The organism is Paenarthrobacter aurescens (assembly GCF_041549525.1).
In the GTDB taxonomy this organism is placed as follows: Bacteria; Actinomycetota; Actinomycetes; order Actinomycetales; family Micrococcaceae; genus Arthrobacter; species Arthrobacter aurescens.
Genome location: NZ_CP157456.1, coordinates 1,691,312 through 1,709,232, shown reverse-complemented (window position 1 = coordinate 1,709,232; position 17,921 = coordinate 1,691,312). Strand labels below are relative to the sequence as shown.

Sequence of the window (17,921 nt, the reverse complement as noted above, 5' to 3'; positions counted from 1 at the left end):
GCACTTTCCTTAGGGGTGGTCTGCCGGCGTCCCGGCTACTGCTGTATGGCGGTGCTGCGAAGTGGGTTCTCCGGGCGCAGGTTCCAGAGGTAGGCCCTGGCCTGTGGCCCGGATGGCGTCCTGGACGTGACCGGCCAGGGCTTCACGGATCTCCGCAGCCGCCCTGTCCATTGAAACACGCCCCGGTTCGCCCTTCCGGCGCTTCACCGTGATGGGTTCGCCGAAGCTGACATGGAGCTTGCGGCGTAGTTTGGGGATATGGTCGCGATGCTCATCGCCCTGACGGGTTCCGAGGATGGCAACGGGTATAACGGTGGCTCCCGAGTTCAAGGCGAGCCACGCAACTCCGTTGCTGATGTTCTCGGCTGAGCCGCTCCCCCGGGTTCCTTCGGGAAGAATCCCTACGCAACGGCCGGCGTCGAGCAGTTTCGTGCCCACGTGCAGGGCGGTGCGGTCACCGGAACGGTCCACCGGAATCTGTCCGGAACCCCGCAGGACAGAGCCCAAAAAGCCCGTGAACATCTCTTTCTTGACCAGGATGTGCATGGGACGCGGGGAAGCGCCGAACATCACGGGCCCATCCAGGAAGCTGATGTGGTTGGCCGCGAACACCACCGGCCCCGCTGCGGGAACATTGCTTTTCCCCGCCACGATGGTCCGGTAGAGCACGTGGTCCAGGAACCAGCCCACTGGCCGGCTCCACACCCTGCTCACTGCGGAGGGGAGCTGAATCTCAGTCACCATAAATGACCTTGCTGACGATCGCCAAGGCAGTCTCCACCGTTTCCTCGAAGTTCAGGTCCGAGGAATCGAGCGTGACCACGCCATCAGCCGCTTGGGTGAAGTTCACAACGGTGGAGTCCTTGGCGTCTCGCTGGATCACCTGGGCGTTGAGCTGCTCCTTGGTCTGAGTGCCGCCCAACTGGATCCCACGACGGCGAAGCCTGGCTTCCTCACTGGCAGTCAAGAGCATGCGGACCTCGGCGTTAGGGACGACGACGGTGGTGATGTCGCGCCCTTCCACCACCATGCGGCGGTGGTGCTGATCAATCAGCTCACGCTGGCGGCGAATCAACTCAGTGCGGGCACCGAGAGTCGTGGCAACAGCACTGACGGACGAGGAGATCAGCGGATCACGGATCTCGTCCGTGATGTCTGTGCCGTCAACCGCCACATATTCCGTTGCGGTAGTGGTACTGATCTCCAACGGCATGATCTTGGAAGCCTGTTCCACCGCGGCGCCGTCCTGCAGGTCAACGCCGGTTTTAAGGCAGAACCAGGTCAGGGCACGGTACATCGCACCGGTATCCAGGTACGCCAGCTTCAAGCGCCGGGCGACTTCTTTGCTGACGCTGGACTTGCCGGACCCCGAAGGGCCGTCGATCGCGATCACCAGCGGCTTACCGGGCCGGGCAACTGTCTCCGGGCCAAAGAATTCACGCGTCATTACTGGAGTACCCGCCATCCACGGTCAGTCAAAGCTTCAACAAGGAGGTCATGCTTGCTCGGAAGCACGGAAAGTTCCACCATGCCCACGTTCTGTCCGGACGAATGGTCGAGCCGAAGGTCTTCAAGGTTCACACCGATCTCGCCGATCTCCGTCAGGAGCTGCGCGATCTGGCCAGGCTTGTCATCCACCAGGATAGTGAGCCACGAATAGGCCTGGGGAGGCCCGCCGTGCTTTCCGGGGATCCGGGCCTGGCCGGCATTGCCCTCGCTGATCAGCTGGGCGAGGTCGAGCCGCGCGCCGGGGGCGAGCGGTTCTTCCAAGGTGCCGATCAGACGGTTCAGGTCCTCCCGGACACCATGCAGGATGGACACCACCTTTTCTGCGTTGCCGCCCAGGATCTGCACCCAGAGGGTGGGATCGCTGGCGGCAATGCGGGTGGTGTCCCGGAGTCCATTGCCGGCCAAAGACAGCGCATGGAGCGGCGTACCTTGCAGACGGCTCGCCAGAAGCGAGGACATGATCTGCGGCAAGTGGGACACCAACGCCACGGCTTCATCGTGCTCGTCCGCCGTGAATTGGGAAACTATTGCTCCCAAATCCCCTGCGAGCGAACGTGCAGCCTGGAGTGCAGCATCCGAGGTTTCTTCGGAGGGGCACAGCACCCACGGCATGGAAGTGAAAAGCTCACCCCTGGCCGCAACCGGGCCGGACTTCTCCCTGCCAGCCATGGGGTGGGTACCCACATAGCGGGCGAGGTCAACGCCGCGTTCGCGCAACTGTGCCTGGATGGTGGCCTTGACGCTGGCAATATCAACAACCACCGCTGACGGGTAATCCGCCAACGCCTTCTGCACGACGTCGGCCGTAACGTCCGGCGGGGCCGCGACAACTACCAGTTGAGGTTGTTCAGCCAACTCCCCCAGTGGCCGTCCCGCACCGATGTCCACCGCCACCGCCTGGTTGGTGGGCGAGGGATCAAAAAGGAACACGGGGACTCCGCGTCCGCGCAGGCCGAGGCCAATGCTGGCCCCAAGCAAGCCTGTACCGAGAACGACGACCGGGCCATCAAGATGGCCCCGGCCGTGCGTACCGAATGCCGACATGCCTTAGAGTCCCACCGATGCCAGGAGGTGTCCGACTTCCTGCCTGCCGAGGTTGCGGATGCTGCCCTGACGCTGGTCGCCCAAGCCGATGGGGCCAACCTTGACGCGGACAAGACGCTCCACGGGGAATCCGACGGCGTCGAACATACGGCGCACAATGCGGTTCTTGCCCGAGTGCAGCACTACCTCAATCAGGACGTGACCGGGGGTCGAATCAACCAGGCGGAAGGAGTCCACTGCAGCTACGCCGTCTTCAAGCTCGACGCCGTTCTTCAGCTTTGCGCCCACACCTTGCGGGAACGGACCACGCACCTGGACCAGGTACGTCTTGGGTACCTCGTACGAAGGGTGCGTCAGGCGGTTGGCCAGTTCGCCGTCGTTTGTCAGCAGCAGCAGGCCCTCAGTGGCGACGTCCAGGCGGCCGACGTGGAACAGGCGCTCGCCCTTGTTCTTGTTGTTCTTGAGGAAGTCGCTGATGCAGGGACGGCCTTCAGGGTCCTCCATGGTGGAAACAACGCCCTTGGGCTTGTTGAAGACCATGTAGACCAGGGTGTCGTCCAGCTGGATCCGGATGCCATCGACGTGGATCACGGCTGCCGTGGGATCAACGCGCATACCAAGCTCGGTGGTAACCACACCGTCAACCTCGACGCGTCCTTCGAGGATCATTTCCTCGCACACGCGGCGTGAGGCCACGCCTGCCTGCGCCATGACCTTTTGCAGGCGTACGCCGTCAGCATCGTGGAGATCGGACTGGGGCACTTCCTGGCGCGGACCGCGGTTGCGGGCCGGCTTGCGGATGGGGCCCAGGTTCTGGCCGAAGCGTTCGCTGCCGAAGGCCTTGGAGCCATACTGCCGTGCCGGCTTCGCTTTAGGCTTGATGGCGCCCGGAGTTCCGGGAGCTTTGCCAAAGCCGGGCTTGTTGGAGCCGGGCTTACGGAAGGGCTTTGTGGGCCTGGCTGCCTGGCCGCGATCGTAATCGCCCGCTGTTGTGGGGTTATCAGGATCGAAAGGTGCCGCTTCACGCGGCTTCGAAGCCTTGAAAGGGCGACCCTCGCCCTGTGGGAAGTTGCGCTTTCCAGCGCCGGCACTGCCGCCGCGGCCTGAGAAACCGCCGGCGTTGGAGCGGCCTGTGCCGCCTCCCTTGGCCTCATTGCGTCCGGAACTGTTTCGTCCCGAACCGTTACGTGGTGAACTCTGGCGTCCCGCCTGTGTCATGACCCGTCCTTGTGTAGTAATGGCCGGCAATAGGTGTTGAAATCAACACTAGCCAGCCGGGCAGACATCGTCTGCCCTTTGTCGCTGTGCACCTTGATATGGCGCCGTGAATCAGTATGAAGTTCTCTTGCAGTACCGGTGCTGGCCTTGGGCTACATCCGGCTGGCGTCGTAGTACTCGTCGATGCCTTCCAAACCAGGAAGGTGCGGCGAGAGCTGCGGCAGTTCAGCCACCGAGCCGATGCCCATCCGTTCCAGGAAGTAAGAGGTTGTCCTGTAGAGGACAGCCCCCGATTCAGGATCATTTCCGGAGTCCTCGATCAAACCCCTTTGGGTGAGAGTCCGGACCACGGAATCTACGTTGACGCCACGAATGGCGGAAACCCGGGCCCTGGAGACCGGTTGCCGGTAAGCAATGACCGCCAGCGTCTCAAGCGCCGCCTGAGTAAGCCTGGTGGTCTGCCCCTCAAGGACGAATCTGCCCACGACGTCGGCAAAATCCGCCCGTGAATAAATCCGCCACCCACCGGCGACGTTCCGCAATTCAAAACCCCGGGGTGCAGTGCTGGCATTGGCAAAGCCGACAGCATCCACGTCCGGGGCTTTAACAGTATAGCCGCTATACTCCCGCTGAAGGTCCTGCAGCAAATCCTCGACGACGGCCACCGTGACGTTCAGCCCGGCGGCGAGCTCCTCCGAGGTGGCAGGCACGTCAATGACCATCAGGACAGCCTCCAGTGCTGCACGCGCACCCCCTGGCAAAGCCTCCAGCTCAGCCAGGCCGTCCTCTGCCGTTTCCTGTTCACTCACTGACGTCATCCCCGTTTCCTGCTCCTGCTTCCGGCCCGTATTCCTCGATCAGGCTGGAACTGTCCCATCCGGCGTCATCGCCCGTCCATCGAACAGTCAGCTCAGCCAGCGGCCCGGGCTGTTCAAAGGCAACAACGCGGTCCCGGAACATCTCCAGCAAGGCCAGGAATCGGGCCACTACCACCAAGGTTGTCTCGGCGTCGGCAATCAACGCCTGGAACGACAGCGGCGCGCCCAGCTTCAACCGGTAACCCATAATCTCGGCCTGCTCCTTGACGCTGACCGGCGGAGCGTGGAGGTGATCCAAGCCCACCTCGGCCGGGGCAGAGTCCTTGGGTTTGAGCGCTTTGGCAGCAAGCTCCGCGAACTGCTCCGGAGTATGCCGCCACACAAGTTCGGGAAGCAAAGCGGCGAAATGGCCTTCAAGGGCAACCTGCCGCGGGTATCTCCGGGCTTCTTCATCCAGCGTGCCGCCCAGAATCCCGGCGATCTGCTTGAACGCCTTGTACTGAAGGAGGCGCGCAAACAGCAGGTCCCTCGCTTCCAGGAGGGCAATGTCCTCCGCATCCTCCACCTCACCGGCAGGCAGGAGGCGGGCAGCCTTCAAATCCAGCAAGGTTGCGGCGATCACCAAAAATTCGCTGGCTTCATCCAGCGCCCAGTCCTCCCCCAATTCCTGGAGACGCCTGATGTACTTGATGAATTCATCGGTGACCGTGGCCAAGGCCACCTCGGTGATATCCAGCTTGTGCTTGGAAATGAGCCCGAGCAAAAGGTCAAAAGGACCCGTGAAGTTAGCCAGCCGTACCTCAAAGCCGGCCTTGCGGACCTCGGAGGTGCCGGCGTCGGGCGTTACCGCAGGGACGGCTAAGGCCAGATCCGCTTCAGCGGTGGGGGTGATTGACGGTCCCACCGTCCGCTAGGGCGCGCCGCCGCGCGAGATCAGTTCCTTGGCAAGGCGGCGGTAAGCGTCTGCCCCGATGTGGTTGCCGGCGTAGCTGGTAATGGGCTCGGCGGCAACGGTGGCATCTGCGAACTTGATGGAACGCTTGATGACAGTTTCAAAGACTTTGTCCCCGAAAGCCTCCACCAAGCGCGAGATGACTTCGCGGCTATGCAGGGTGCGGGCGTCGTACATGGTTGCCAGGACGCCGTCCACCTGCAGGCGCGGATTCAGCCTGTCCTGAACCTTTTCGATGGTTTCCACCAGCAGCGCCACCGCGCGCAAGGCGAAGAACTCACAAATCAACGGGATGATGACTCCGTGCGCTGCGGTCAACGCATTCACTGTCAGCAGACCCAGCGACGGCTGGCAGTCGATCAACACGACGTCGTAATCGTCTTCAACACTCTTCAGGGCGCGGTCCAGAACCTGTTCCCGGGCTACCTCATTGACCAGCTGGACTTCGGCGGCGGAGAGGTCAATGTTGGCGGGCAGGAGGTCAACGCCCTCAACACCGGTCTGCTGAATGGCATCGCGGATGTTCACCTTGCGGTCCATCAATACGTTGTAGACCGTGAGGTCCAGCTCGTGCGGATTGGCTCCAAGGCCGGCGGACAGCGCGCCTTGGGGATCGAAATCCACCAAGAGGACCCGCCTGCCGTACTCTGCGAGCGCAGCCGCCAGGTTGATGGTGGACGTGGTTTTGCCCACGCCGCCCTTCTGATTGACCATGGCGATGACTCTTGCCGGGCCGTGGGAGTCAAGTGGAGCAGGTTCCGGGAATTCGCGGTGAGGACGGCCCGTGGGCCCCATGATGGCGTCTTCCAGATCGAGCTCGGTGCCTTCCAGCGTAGCTGTTCCCCGTTCGATGCTCACGTATCTAACCACTCTTTCGACGACGATCTTCCCTGCCGCTGCACCCGTGGGCGACAGCGCTGCTACCCCTTTAGGCTACAGCGCCCGACACGGTTATTTGGGGAACTTGACTTTGGCCGATTCTTGAGCCTTGACCCTCTGGTTGAGGTCGAAGGTTGCTGGTTCGGCGTCCGCTCCAACGGGAACAGTGAAGGCCGGCACCTGGTGGGTGCCGGCCTTCACTCGAACGGGTCTGCGTTGAACCTGATCTTTGTTAGACCGTGGCCTTTTCGCGGTTCTCAGCCTCGGGCGCCGTCTCTTCTTCGGCGCCGTGGGCGATCATGGTCTGCTCATCGAAGGGCTCGTGGCCGGAGAGGACGCGTTCCACCTGGCCGTTGTCGATTTCCTTGACCCAGGTACCGATCAGGACGGTGGCCACTGCATTGCCGGTGAAGTTGGTCAGTGCACGGGCCTCTGACATGAAGCGGTCGATTCCAACGATCATGCCGACGCCACCCAGAAGCTCCGGCTTGTGGGCCTGGAGGCCGGCGGCAAGGGTTGCAAGTCCGGCGCCGGTAACGCCTGCGGCACCCTTGGAAGCGATGATCATGAACACCAGCAGGGAGACCTGGGCGCCAAGATCCAGCGGCGTGCCCATGGCGTTGGCGACGAACAGCGAGGCCATGGTCAGGTAGATCGCAGTGCCATCGAGGTTGAAGGAGTAGCCGGTGGGAACCGTAACGCCCACAACGGGCTTGGAGACACCCAGGTGTTCCATCTTGGCGATCAGGCGGGGCAGTGCTGCCTCGGAGGAAGAGGTGGAGAAGATCAGGAGGTACTCGCGGGCCAGGTACTTCATGAGCTTGAAGATGTTGACCCCGGCCACGGCGCGGAGCAGGGTGCCAAGGATGACCACAATGAACAGTGCGCAGGTGATGTAGAAGGCCAGCATCAGGGTGAACATGCTGAGGATTGCCTGTGCGCCGGTGGCACCAACGACGGCGGCGATGGCACCGAAGGCGCCAACCGGGGCCAGCCACATGATCATGATGAGGATACGGAAGACAAGGCGCTGTCCGTGCCCAATGGCGTTGAGGATGGGCGCACCCTGCTTACCCATCTTCTGGAGTGCGAAACCTACCAAAATGGCAGCCAGGAGGGTGGGAAGCACCGGGATGTCACCGGGGATGATTCCCAGGAGGAAGTCAACGGTGCTGTTGGAGTCGGCCTTCTTGGTGGGATCGTACGGGGTCAGCTTGAGGCCCTCACCGGGGTGGATCAGGTTGCCCACCACCAGGCCGATTGCGAGGGCAAAGGTGGACATTGCCACGAAGTAGCCCAGTGCCAGCCCTCCCACTTTGCCAACGGTAGCGGCTTTGGCTATGGAGCCGATGCCCAAAACGATGGTGCAGAAGATGACCGGGGCAATCATCATCTTGATGAGCTTGATGAAGCCATCGCCGAGCGGCTTGAGGGCTTTGCCAACCTCAGGGAACATCAGGCCGATCACGGCGCCGAGCACTACGGCCAGGATGACGGCGATGTACAGGTAGTGCGACTTATCGAGCCCCTTGCGTCCACCTTTGGCAGCTACTGCCGACTCTCCTCGTTGAGAGGTCATGGGATTCTCCTTCTGGATACTGTATAAGGCGCTGCGGTCCTGCACTGATGTCCAATCCGCTGCCCTTGTGTGATATCCATCATTGAGCCGTTGGTGACACACATCACCGTTGCGGTCATATTGGTCATGGGAGGCCCTCGTGTTTCACAACTGGAGCATCGCGCGCCGTTTGTTCGTGGCGAACTTGCTGTTCGTCCTGGTGCTGACGGCGGTGTTCGGTGCGTTCTCCGTGGTGGAGGCCCGCGACAGGGCCTATGACGAAGCCGGCGGCAGGATGCAGGCAATCGCTGCCTCCCTGGCCAACAACCCACTGGTCCTGCAGGCTGCTTCCACCCCGGATCCAACAGCGATCCTCCAGCCCTACGCGCGGGAAGTCATGGACGACGCAGATGCTGATTTCATCACCATCATGGCTCCTGACAGGACACGCTGGACCCACCCCCGGGCCGAAGAGCTGGGCAAGCCCTACATCGGGACGATTGAGCCGGCCCTTGGCGGTGAAACCTTCACCGAAGTCACGGCAGGAACGTTGGGACCCTCTGTCCGGACCATTGCACCGGTCAAGGACACTGATGGAAACGTCAAGGCTTTGGTGGCGGCCGGCGTCACGGTGCGCACGGTGGATACCGACGTTGCCGAAAGGCTGGGGGTGATTGGGGGAATTGCCCTGGTGGTCCTGGTCTTCGGTTCCTTCGCTTCCTGGCTGCTTGGGCGGTACCTGCGCTCGGTGACCCGTGGATGGGGCCCGGAGCAACTGGCACAACTCTTCGCGTACTACGAATCCGTTCTCCACTCGGTCCGTGAAGGCGTGATCCTGATTGACACCCATGGCAAGGCCGTGATGTACAACGACCAGGCCGCGGAGCTGCTGGGGCTTGAGCCTTCCGACGCGGACCGGTCCCCTGAGAAAGCCCCCAAACTCGCAGATCTTCCCTTCGATGGAAGCCTGAGGGCATTGTTTGAGTCCGGGAGGCCCGCACATGACGAGATCCACCTAACCGGTTCCCGGATCCTGGTTGTCAATCAGGCCCCCGCGGTTGGTCCGGTGCCTGAACGCAGCCGTCAGAAACCTGCCGTCTACGGCACGGTGGCAACCATCCGGGATCGGACCGAGATCGAATCCCTGGGTACCGAACTGCAGACCATGAAAACCCTGTCCGATGCCCTGCGGGCCCAGACGCATGAGCATGCAAACCGCCTGCATATGATCGTTTCCCTTTTGGAACTGGGCCGCACGCCTCAAGCATTGGACTTCGCCACCAAAGACCTCGAACTCAGCCAACAACTCACCGATGACATGGTGGCTTCGGTGGACGAGCCCGTGATGAGCGCACTGGTGATGGGGAAGGCTGCCGAAGCCCATGAACGTGGGGTGGAATTGGAGGTCCGGACGTCCGGGAGTTCCGGCGTGCGCGGGCTGGAGATCCAGGACCTGGTGACCATCCTGGGCAACCTGCTGGACAATGCCATTGATGCCGCCGCCGGCGGCGACTTCCCGCGAAAGGTGGAGCTGGACGTCGAAGCGGGGCCGGCCGCCGTCGAATTCACTGTCCGGGACTCAGGCAGCGGGATCAATCCCGACTCCATCGATGACGTACTGCAGTACGGTTTCAGCACGAAGTCCCCGGAAGAAAATCCGCGGGGAGCCCACGGCCGGGGCGTCGGCCTCGCCTTGGTGCGGCAGGCTGTGGAGCGGCTCAACGGTACGATGACCATCAGCAATCCCGGCGGAGCACAGTTCCATGTCCTGCTCCCCGCGCCTGTTCCCGAGGAAGAGAAGGCATGACAGACATCCGCGTCCTGGTGGTGGAGGACGAGCCCATAGCCTCCGACGCCCACTCTGTCTACGTTGGCCGCCTGGAGGGATTCACCTTGGTGGGCACCGCGCCGGATGGCCAGTCTGCCCTGCGTATCCTTGGCGAATTTGCAGCCTCCGGCACTCCGGTGGACCTTGTCCTGTTGGACATGAACCTTCCAGACCTTCATGGCCTTGATGTAGCGCGCAGGATGCGCTCCGCGGGAGTCTTTGCCGACATCATCGCCATCACTGCCGTCCGGGAGCTGAACATTGTGCGCAGCGCCGTGTCCATTGGAGTGGTGCAGTACCTCATCAAACCCTTCACCTACGCCACTTTTGCGGACAAGCTCCGAAGCTACCGGACGTTCCGCGAGCAGCTGGCAGGCTCGATGTCCGGGATATCCAAAGCAGGGGCCTCCCAGAGTGACGTTGACCAGGCGTTCGCGAGCCTCCGTGCCCCCACCGAGCTGCCGCTCCCCAAAGGACTCTCCGGCTCAACGCTGGAGTCAGTGAAGGACCTGGTACGGGCAGGGCAGCGTCCGGTGTCCGCCAGCGAGGTCATGGATGCGCTGGGGATGTCCCGCGTCACCGCCCGCCGGTACCTTGAGTACCTTGCCGACGCCGGAACGGTCACCCGCGCGCCGCGGTACGGCACCCCGGGACGGCCGGAGAACGAATACGGCTGGAACCACCGTTAGGGTCCTCCCCTTCCCCGCGGCCCGGCAGTAAGCTGGTGGCGAGCCTGGAGTTCCCATGTCACAACAGTCGCTGCCACCACACCCGCTGTCTGCAACGCCCCAGCTGGTGACCGAAGCCCGCGAGGCGTTTGCCCGCGGAGACTGGGACGCTGCGAATCGGGCCATGGAGTGTGCCGCGGCCGAAACGGCCCTCGGGGTGGAAGACCAGGAAATTCTGGCACGTTCCAAATGGTGGCTCGGCGATGTCCAGGGCTCCATGGCACTGTCCGAGGGAATCTTTCACCGCAGGGTAGCGAACGGGCTCCCCCGGTCCGCCGCAAGAGCTGCCTTGATGCTTTCCCTGCAGTGGGGACTGCGCGGAAATATCGCGGTGTCCTCTGCATGGCTCAATCGTGCCCGCCTGCTGTTGGAGAGCCTGCCGGAGTCTGTTGAGCACGGTTACCTCCTGTACCTGGAAGGGAACGATGCGATCTACCTGGAAGGGGATCCCGGACCGGCCTTGGAGGCCTCCATCCGGTTGAAAGAGTTGTCCCACCGGTTGGTGGCACCGGAACTGGCGGGATTTGCCTCGATGTTGGCCGGACTGGCGGCGGTACGCAGCGGGGATGCAAGGAACGGCTTCCGGGACCTCGACGAAGCGATGCTCCCCGTCCTGGCCGGGGAACTGCCTCCTGAATGGGGCGGCGATATCTACTGCTCTGTCATCCATCTCTGTTACGAGATGGCGGACTACGCCCGCATGAGGGCCTGGACCGATGCCATGGCCTCATGGTGCGCAGGGCTGTCAACGTCATTCATGTACGCGGGGGTTGTCCGCGTACATGAACTTCAGTTACTCAGCGCTGAGGGCAACTGGGCCCAGGTTGAGCCTGAGATCTCCCAGCTCAGCGAGCGCCTGAGAAACGCCCACGGCTGGATTGCCGCGGACTGCTTCTGTGAGCTGGGTGAGATCCGCCGGCGACGCGGTGACGCCACGGGTGCGGCTGCCGCCTTTGCAGAGGCCCGGAAGCTGGGAGTGGACGCGCAGCCTGGCTCCGCGCTGCTCCTTGCACAGGCGGGCAGGACAGAGGCCGCTGTGGACGCACTCAGAGCGGCCCTGGCCGAGCGCGGACCTCTGGGACGGGCATGGCTCCTCCTGCCGATGGTGGAGCTGCTCGCGCTTGAGAATCCGGCGGAGGCCGAGATCTACTGCAAGGAGCTGGAGGCAACGGCGTCCCGCTACGGCAGCCCGGGCTTTCTGGGCCGGGCCAATCAAGCCCGCGGCTCGGTGCTGATGGCAGAACAACAATGGCCTGAGGCGGTGACGGCACTGGAGGCCGCTGCGAAGGTGTACAGATCCCAACATCTGCGGTACGAGCTGGCGGAAATTCATCATCGCCTTGCCTTCGTCATGGCAGCCAGGGGCGAGCACCGTGCTGCCCGCGCGGAGAGGGCAACAGCTGCCGCTATCCGCACCCAGCTGGGCGCTGCCACCAGTTACTGGCCCAAAACGTCCGGGGAGCCGGGCGGATTGACCTCCCGTGAAGTGGAGGTGCTCGCGTGCGTAATGTCAGGTTCGAGCAACCGGGAAATCGCAGCGACGCTGACGATCTCCGAAAAGACCGCCGGACGGCACCTGACAAACATCTTCACCAAGATCGGTGTCTCATCCAGAACAGCTGCCGCCGCCTGGGCCCGCCAGCATGGCATCCCGGAGCGTCGGAGGTCCTGATGCCCGGACCCTGCATCATTTGCCTCATGTCCCTCCCCGAAAGATGCGCAATTCCCCCGATGCCGGGGCCCGGGTTCGGGCAATAGCGTGAAGTTGCGGGCAACCGGCCGGGTGAACCGGCCCCCGGATCACAAAGGACCGGACATGAAAACCGACCACATTCAACAGCAGGAAACCTCGACGCCTCATCAGGACAGCGTGGAACAGGCCGCCGCCCGGATGATTGGAATACTCAACGACTCCTCCATCGCCCTGCTGATTGGCGTTGGACACCAAACGGGTTTGTTCGAGACCTTGAAAGCCCTGCCGGCAGCCTCCAGCAGCCTTATTGCCGATGCCTCCGGCCTTAATGAGCGCTATGTAAGGGAATGGTTGGGCGGCATGACCTCGGCCGGGTTAGTGAACTACCAAGCGGACCCGGGAACTTATGTCCTGCGTCCCGAATTTGTGCCAGTGGTGACAGGGGCGGGCACTGAAAATCTGGCGCGGACTCTTCAGTACGTTGCACTCATGGGCGAGGTGGCTCCGAAGATCGCCCAGGCCTTTTATACAGGTGGCGGAACCAGCTACGAGGACTATCCGCGGTTCCACCGCATCATGGCTTCCGAGAGCGCCGCTGTGAACGACGCTTCCCTCCTGGAGACGATTCTTCCTCTGACAGGCTGTGTGGAGGCACTGCGCAGGGGCATCTCCGTGGCGGACATTGGATGTGGAGAAGGGCATGCGTTGAATCTGATGGCCAATGCTTTCCCGGCCAGTTCTTTCACCGGCTACGACTTTTCTGCCGAGGCCATAACGGCCGCTGCCGCAGAAGCCGCGGCACTGGGACTGTTGAATGTTCACTTCGAACTCCAGGACGTCACCGGTCTTGAAGTTGTGGAGGCCTTTGACCTGGTCACAGCGTTCGACGCCATCCACGACCAAGCACACCCAGCCGAGGTTCTGGCAAACATTCAAGCTGCGCTTAGGCCCGGCGGAACTTTCCTCATGGTGGATATCAACGCCTCGAGCCGATTGGAGGAGAATGGGGGGCTGCCGTGGGCCGGGTTCCTGTACACCATTTCCACCTTCCACTGCATGGCGGTTTCCCTGGGTCAAGGTGGCGAGGGCCTGGGCACTGTGTGGGGCAGGGAGAAAGCCACGGATATGTTGCGGAACGCGGGTTTCGGGAGCGTTGAGGTGAAGGAACTGGAAGAGGACCCGTTCAACGCATACTTCATCGCCAAGAGCTGAATGTATACAGAAGGTGAATATTAGGTGCCCTTGATCGCCTATTGCGCTACTTATGTATACAGTAGTGGCATGCGCGCCAGTGATCGGGCTTACAACGCTCTCCGTGAAGACATCATTGAATGGCGTCTCCGTCCGGGCACTGTCCTGGCGGAAGTTGAGCAATCCGAACGCCTCGGAGTATCCCGCACCCCCGTCCGGGAGGCGCTGAGCCGGCTGACCGCGGAAGGATTGACGACGGCGGCGGGAGGCCGCGGCGTCGTCGTCACCGATATCTCGCTGGATAGCATTGACGAACTGTTCGAATTGCGCGAAACCTTGGAAGTCCGGGCCGCTGCATTGGCTGCCCAACGTGGAGATCCCGGGGTCTTTGCGGCGTTGCACACCCAATTGCTGCTGGCTCCTGAACTGCTTCGCGACCAGGATCCCGCACGCCATGACTACTACGCCCTGGTGAGCCGTTTGGATGATGCGATCGATACCGCGATTTCCAATTCCTACCTGGCCCATGCCATGCGCAGCCTGCGCGTGCACCTGGTGCGTGTCCGCCGCCTGGCAGCTGACGACGCCGCCAGGCTCCATGCGGCGGCGGCAGAGCATGCTGCGATCGCCGAGGCCATCGCAGCCGGCAATCCAAGGCTGGCCGAAGCCGCCACCACAGTCCACCTGCATCGCAGCCTCACCCACGTCAAAGCCGCCCACACCCCTGCCCTGAAACACCCTGCGTAGAAATAGCACTGCCGAGAAATAGCACCGCCTAGAAGGAGCACCATGGTTAAGAACCATCACGTCCGCGTTTACAAGTCCGAGGAGAACCTTCCCCGCGAGGAGCAGTTGGCGCACAAGATCGCCGTGGTCGCCGCCGACCCCGTCGAAGTGTCCCCTGAGGTTACGGACATGGTGATCAACCGGATCATCGATAACGCCTCGGTGGCGATCGCCTCGCTGAACCGCGCACCGATCGTCGCGGCCCGGGCGCAGGCATTGACCCATTCCCCGTCCGCCAACGGCAAGGGCGCCCACGTGTTCGGCATCGCCGAGCAGGTCTCCCCCGAGTGGGCCGCCTGGGCCAACGGCGTGGCTGTACGTGAACTCGATTATCACGACACGTTCCTGGCCGCGGACTACTCCCACCCCGGGGACAACATCCCGCCGATCCTGGCCGTCGCCCAGCACGTGGGCTCCAACGGCGCGGACCTGGTCCGGGCCATCGCCACCGGCTACGAAATCCAGGTCAACCTGGTCAAGGCCATCTGCCTGCACAAACACAAGATCGACCATGTGGCCCACCTCGGCCCCTCCGCCGCAGCCGGCATCGGCACCCTTCTTGGCCTGGACGTGGAGACGATCTTCCAGTCCGTGGGCCAGGCCCTGCACACCACCACTGCCACCAGGCAGTCCCGCAAGGGTGAAATCTCCACCTGGAAAGCCCACGCCCCGGCGTTCGCGGGCAAGATGGCCGTCGAAGCCGTGGACCGCTCCATGCGCGGCCAGACCTCCCCCGTGCCGATCTACGAAGGCGAAGACGGCGTGATCGCCTGGATGCTGGACGGCCCGGACGCCTCCTACGAGGTCCCACTGCCGCTGCCCGGTGAAGCCAAGCGCGCCATCCTGGACACCTACACCAAGGAACACTCCGCCGAATACCAGGCGCAGGCGTGGATCGACCTCGCCCGCAAGCTCAACCGCGAGCACCCGGAAACCACGGACCCGGCCAACGTGGAATCGGTGCTGATCAAGACCAGCCACCATACCCACTACGTGATCGGCTCCGGCGCGAACGATCCCCAGAAGTACTCCCCCACCGCGTCCCGCGAAACCCTGGACCACTCCATCCCGTACATCTTCACCGTCGCCCTGCAGGACGGCGCCTGGCACCACGTGGACTCCTACGCCCCCGAGCGCGCTGCCCGCCCTGACACCGTGGAACTCTGGCACAAGGTCACCACGGTGGAAGACCCCGAATGGACCCGCCGGTACCACTCCCTGGACATCGCGGAGAAGGCCTTCGGCGGTTCCGTGGAAATCACCCTCACCGACGGCACGGTCATTACCGATCAGATCGCGGTGGCTGACGCTCACCCGCTCGGTGCCCGGCCGTTCGCCCGCGAGCAATACGTCAACAAGTTCCGCACCCTCGCCGCCGGTCTTGTGGAGGAAGCCGAAATCGAAAGGTTCCTCGCCGCCGTCGAACGCGTCACCGAACTCGGAGCCGGCGAACTGGACCAGCTGAACATCACCGCAGCGCCCGGCGTGATCGACCTCAACAACGCACCCAAGGGGCTGTTCTAAATGCTGTACTCCAAAGTCACCCCCGAACAGAAGCGGGTGAAGCTGCGGGAACTGCTTGACTCGGGAAAAATCCAGCAGTTCCCTGGAGCGTTCAACCCGCTCTCGGCCCGGCTGATCGAGGAGAAAGGCTTCGCCGGGGTCTACATCTCCGGCGCGGTCCTGGCCAACGACCTCGGCCTGCCGGACATCGGCCTGACCACGCTCACCGAAGTTGCCACCAGGGCCGGGCAGATCGCCCGCATGACGGACCTGCCCTCCCTGGTGGACGCGGACACCGGCTTCGGCGAACCCATGAACGTGGCCCGCACCATCCAGGAACTCGAAAACGCGGGCCTGGCAGGCTGCCACATCGAAGACCAATTCAACCCCAAACGCTGCGGCCACCTGGACGGCAAGAACGTGGTGGACATCGACACCGCCACCAAACGCATCCGCGCAGCAGCCGACGCACGACGCGACCCGAACTTCCTCATCATGGCCCGCACCGACATCCGCGCCGTCGAAGGGATCCAGGCCGCACAAAACCGGGCCCGTGCGTTGGTGGACGCCGGCGCGGACGCGATCTTCCCCGAAGCCATGCGCGATTTGAGCGAGTTCCAAGCCATCCGGGACGCCGTGGACGTCCCCATCCTGGCCAACATGACCGAGTTCGGCAAAAGCGAACTCTTCACCGTTGACCAACTCCAGGCAGTGGGGGTGAACATGGTCATCTACCCCGTCACCCTTCTCAGGATTGCCATGGGCGCTGCAGAGCGTACTCTGGAATCGATCAAGGCTGCGGGGACCCAGGAAGCGCACGTGGAGAACATGCTCACGCGTGCGCGCCTCTACGAACTCGTCGACTACGAGGCATACAACCAATTCGATACCGGCGTATTCAACTTCCAGGTTCCTGGCGTCCGCTAGGTTCCGGATTCATCAAGGGGAACGCAGGCATTCCGGACACCCGGAGCGCCTGCTCCATGAACGAAGGAGTTCAGCGTGGTTGCTGAAGACATCAAAAAGGGCCTTGCCGGCGTCGTGGTGGACTACACCGCCGTCTCGAAGGTCAATCCGGACACCAACTCGCTGCTGTACCGCGGGTATCCGGTGCAGGAACTGGCCGCCAAATGCAGCTTCGAAGAAGTGGCCTACCTGCTGTGGAACGGCGAACTGCCCAACCAAACACAGCTCGCGGAATTCACGGCCCGGGAACGCGCCGGCCGCGCACTGGACCCCGTGGTCAAGACGGTAGTGGATGCCTTGCCCACCACCTCCCACCCCATGGACGTCTGCCGCACGGCAGCTTCCGTGCTGGGCGCGCGCCACGAACTGGCTGAGGACTCCTCACCCGAGGCGAACATGAAGAAAGCGATCGACCTCTGGGCTGCCATGCCCGCCGTGGTTGCTTACGACCAGCGCCGCCGCCGCGGCCAGGACGTGATCGAACCCCGGGAAGACCTGGACTACTCGGCCAACTTCCTCTGGATGACCTTCGGCGAAGAGCCTGTGGATGAAGTGGTGGAAGCGTTCAACGTCTCCATGATCCTTTACGCCGAGCACTCCTTTAACGCCTCCACGTTCACCGCCCGCGTGGTCACCTCCACGCTCTCGGACCTGCACTCGGCCGTGACGGCGGCGATCGGTGCTCTCAAGGGTCCGCTGCACGGTGGAGCCAACGAAGCTGTCATGCACACCTTTGACGAGATCGGCATCCGCAGCGAAGAGTCCCTCGAGGAAGCTGCCACGCGTGCCCGGGCCTGGATGGAAGACGCCCTCGCACAGAAAAAGAAGGTCATGGGCTTCGGACACCGCGTCTACAAGCACGGAGACTCCCGCGTGCCCACCATGAAAGCCGCCCTGGACAAGATGATCGCCCACTACGGCCGGCCCGAACTCCTCGGTCTGTACAACGGGCTCGAGCAGGCCATGGATGAGGCCAAGGCCATCAAACCCAACCTCGACTACCCCGCCGGCCCCACCTACCACCTCATGGGCTTCGACACCCAGACCTTCACCCCGCTGTTCGTTGCCAGCCGCATCACCGGCTGGACCGCACACGTCATGGAGCAGGTTGCCTCCAACTCGCTGATCCGCCCGTTGAGTGAATACAACGGGCCCGAAGAGCGGCACGTCCCCTAACGCCTTCGGATTTTCATCATGATGTACGACGCCGGTCCGCCTCGCCTTGCGGTGAGGCGGACCGGCGTCGTT

The 17,921-nt window shown here is 62.9% G+C and carries 16 protein-coding genes; 8 read left to right on the top strand and 8 right to left on the bottom strand.

What is annotated here, in order from left to right; all coding sequences use genetic code 11:
* Window positions 1–9 precede the first annotated feature (9 nt).
* From ABI796_RS07945 to ABI796_RS07910, 8 genes are all read right to left on the bottom strand, one after another.
* On the bottom strand, window positions 10–744 hold the full coding sequence (locus ABI796_RS07945) for a 1-acyl-sn-glycerol-3-phosphate acyltransferase (RefSeq protein WP_170224952.1): 735 nt from the start codon (window positions 742–744) through the stop codon (window positions 10–12).
* Entirely contained in the window at window positions 734–1,447 is a 714-nt protein-coding gene (gene cmk / locus ABI796_RS07940) for a (d)CMP kinase (protein WP_141284726.1), read from the bottom strand. Before cmk ends, ABI796_RS07945 begins: the two co-directional genes overlap by 11 nt.
* Complete coding sequence (locus ABI796_RS07935) at window positions 1,447–2,553, bottom strand: prephenate dehydrogenase (protein WP_141284724.1); 1,107 nt, start codon at window positions 2,551–2,553, stop codon at window positions 1,447–1,449. The genes cmk and ABI796_RS07935 overlap by 1 nt, the downstream gene beginning before the upstream one ends.
* A 3-nt stretch (window positions 2,554–2,556) precedes the next feature.
* Window positions 2,557–3,771 (bottom strand): pseudouridine synthase, encoded by a 1,215-nt coding sequence (locus ABI796_RS07930; protein ID WP_141284722.1) that lies wholly within the window; start codon window positions 3,769–3,771, stop codon window positions 2,557–2,559.
* Between the two features lie 152 nt (window positions 3,772–3,923).
* On the bottom strand, window positions 3,924–4,589 hold the full coding sequence (locus ABI796_RS07925; protein WP_174754571.1) for an SMC-Scp complex subunit ScpB: 666 nt from the start codon (window positions 4,587–4,589) through the stop codon (window positions 3,924–3,926).
* On the bottom strand, window positions 4,573–5,493 hold the full coding sequence (locus ABI796_RS07920) for a segregation and condensation protein A (protein ID WP_141284720.1): 921 nt from the start codon (window positions 5,491–5,493) through the stop codon (window positions 4,573–4,575). The genes ABI796_RS07925 and ABI796_RS07920 overlap by 17 nt, the downstream gene beginning before the upstream one ends.
* A 6-nt stretch (window positions 5,494–5,499) precedes the next feature.
* On the bottom strand, window positions 5,500–6,399 hold the full coding sequence (locus ABI796_RS07915; RefSeq protein ID WP_141284718.1) for a ParA family protein: 900 nt from the start codon (window positions 6,397–6,399) through the stop codon (window positions 5,500–5,502).
* 253 nt (window positions 6,400–6,652) lie between these two features.
* Window positions 6,653–7,999 (bottom strand): cation:dicarboxylate symporter family transporter, encoded by a 1,347-nt coding sequence (locus ABI796_RS07910; protein ID WP_141284716.1) that lies wholly within the window; start codon window positions 7,997–7,999, stop codon window positions 6,653–6,655.
* Window positions 8,000–8,138: 139 nt separating this feature from the next.
* On the opposite strand from ABI796_RS07910, the gene ABI796_RS07905 reads away from it, so the two are divergent.
* The 8 genes from ABI796_RS07905 (at window position 8,139) to ABI796_RS07870 (ending at window position 17,849) form a co-directional block, all read left to right on the top strand.
* Window positions 8,139–9,785 carry a sensor histidine kinase gene (locus ABI796_RS07905; protein ID WP_141284714.1) on the top strand — a complete coding sequence of 549 codons (1,647 nt, stop codon included), beginning with the start codon at window positions 8,139–8,141 and terminating at the stop codon, window positions 9,783–9,785.
* Complete coding sequence (locus tag ABI796_RS07900) at window positions 9,782–10,495, top strand: response regulator (protein WP_141284712.1); 714 nt, start codon at window positions 9,782–9,784, stop codon at window positions 10,493–10,495. The genes ABI796_RS07905 and ABI796_RS07900 overlap by 4 nt, the downstream gene beginning before the upstream one ends.
* A gap of 55 nt (window positions 10,496–10,550) precedes the next feature.
* On the top strand, window positions 10,551–12,206 hold the full coding sequence (locus ABI796_RS07895; protein WP_141284711.1) for a helix-turn-helix transcriptional regulator: 1,656 nt from the start codon (window positions 10,551–10,553) through the stop codon (window positions 12,204–12,206).
* Between the two features lie 144 nt (window positions 12,207–12,350).
* The gene (locus ABI796_RS07890) at window positions 12,351–13,439 is read left to right on the top strand and encodes a methyltransferase domain-containing protein (RefSeq protein WP_141284709.1); all 1,089 of its coding nucleotides are present in this window, start codon (window positions 12,351–12,353) and stop codon (window positions 13,437–13,439) included.
* Between the two features lie 69 nt (window positions 13,440–13,508).
* Window positions 13,509–14,165 (top strand): GntR family transcriptional regulator, encoded by a 657-nt coding sequence (locus ABI796_RS07885; RefSeq protein WP_141284707.1) that lies wholly within the window; start codon window positions 13,509–13,511, stop codon window positions 14,163–14,165.
* 42 nt (window positions 14,166–14,207) lie between these two features.
* Entirely contained in the window at window positions 14,208–15,728 is a 1,521-nt protein-coding gene (locus tag ABI796_RS07880; protein WP_141284705.1) for an MmgE/PrpD family protein, read from the top strand.
* On the top strand, window positions 15,729–16,634 hold the full coding sequence (gene prpB / locus ABI796_RS07875; RefSeq protein WP_141284703.1) for a methylisocitrate lyase: 906 nt from the start codon (window positions 15,729–15,731) through the stop codon (window positions 16,632–16,634).
* Window positions 16,635–16,709: 75 nt separating this feature from the next.
* Window positions 16,710–17,849 carry a bifunctional 2-methylcitrate synthase/citrate synthase gene (locus tag ABI796_RS07870; protein WP_141284702.1) on the top strand — a complete coding sequence of 380 codons (1,140 nt, stop codon included), beginning with the start codon at window positions 16,710–16,712 and terminating at the stop codon, window positions 17,847–17,849.
* Window positions 17,850–17,921: the final 72 nt, after the last annotated feature.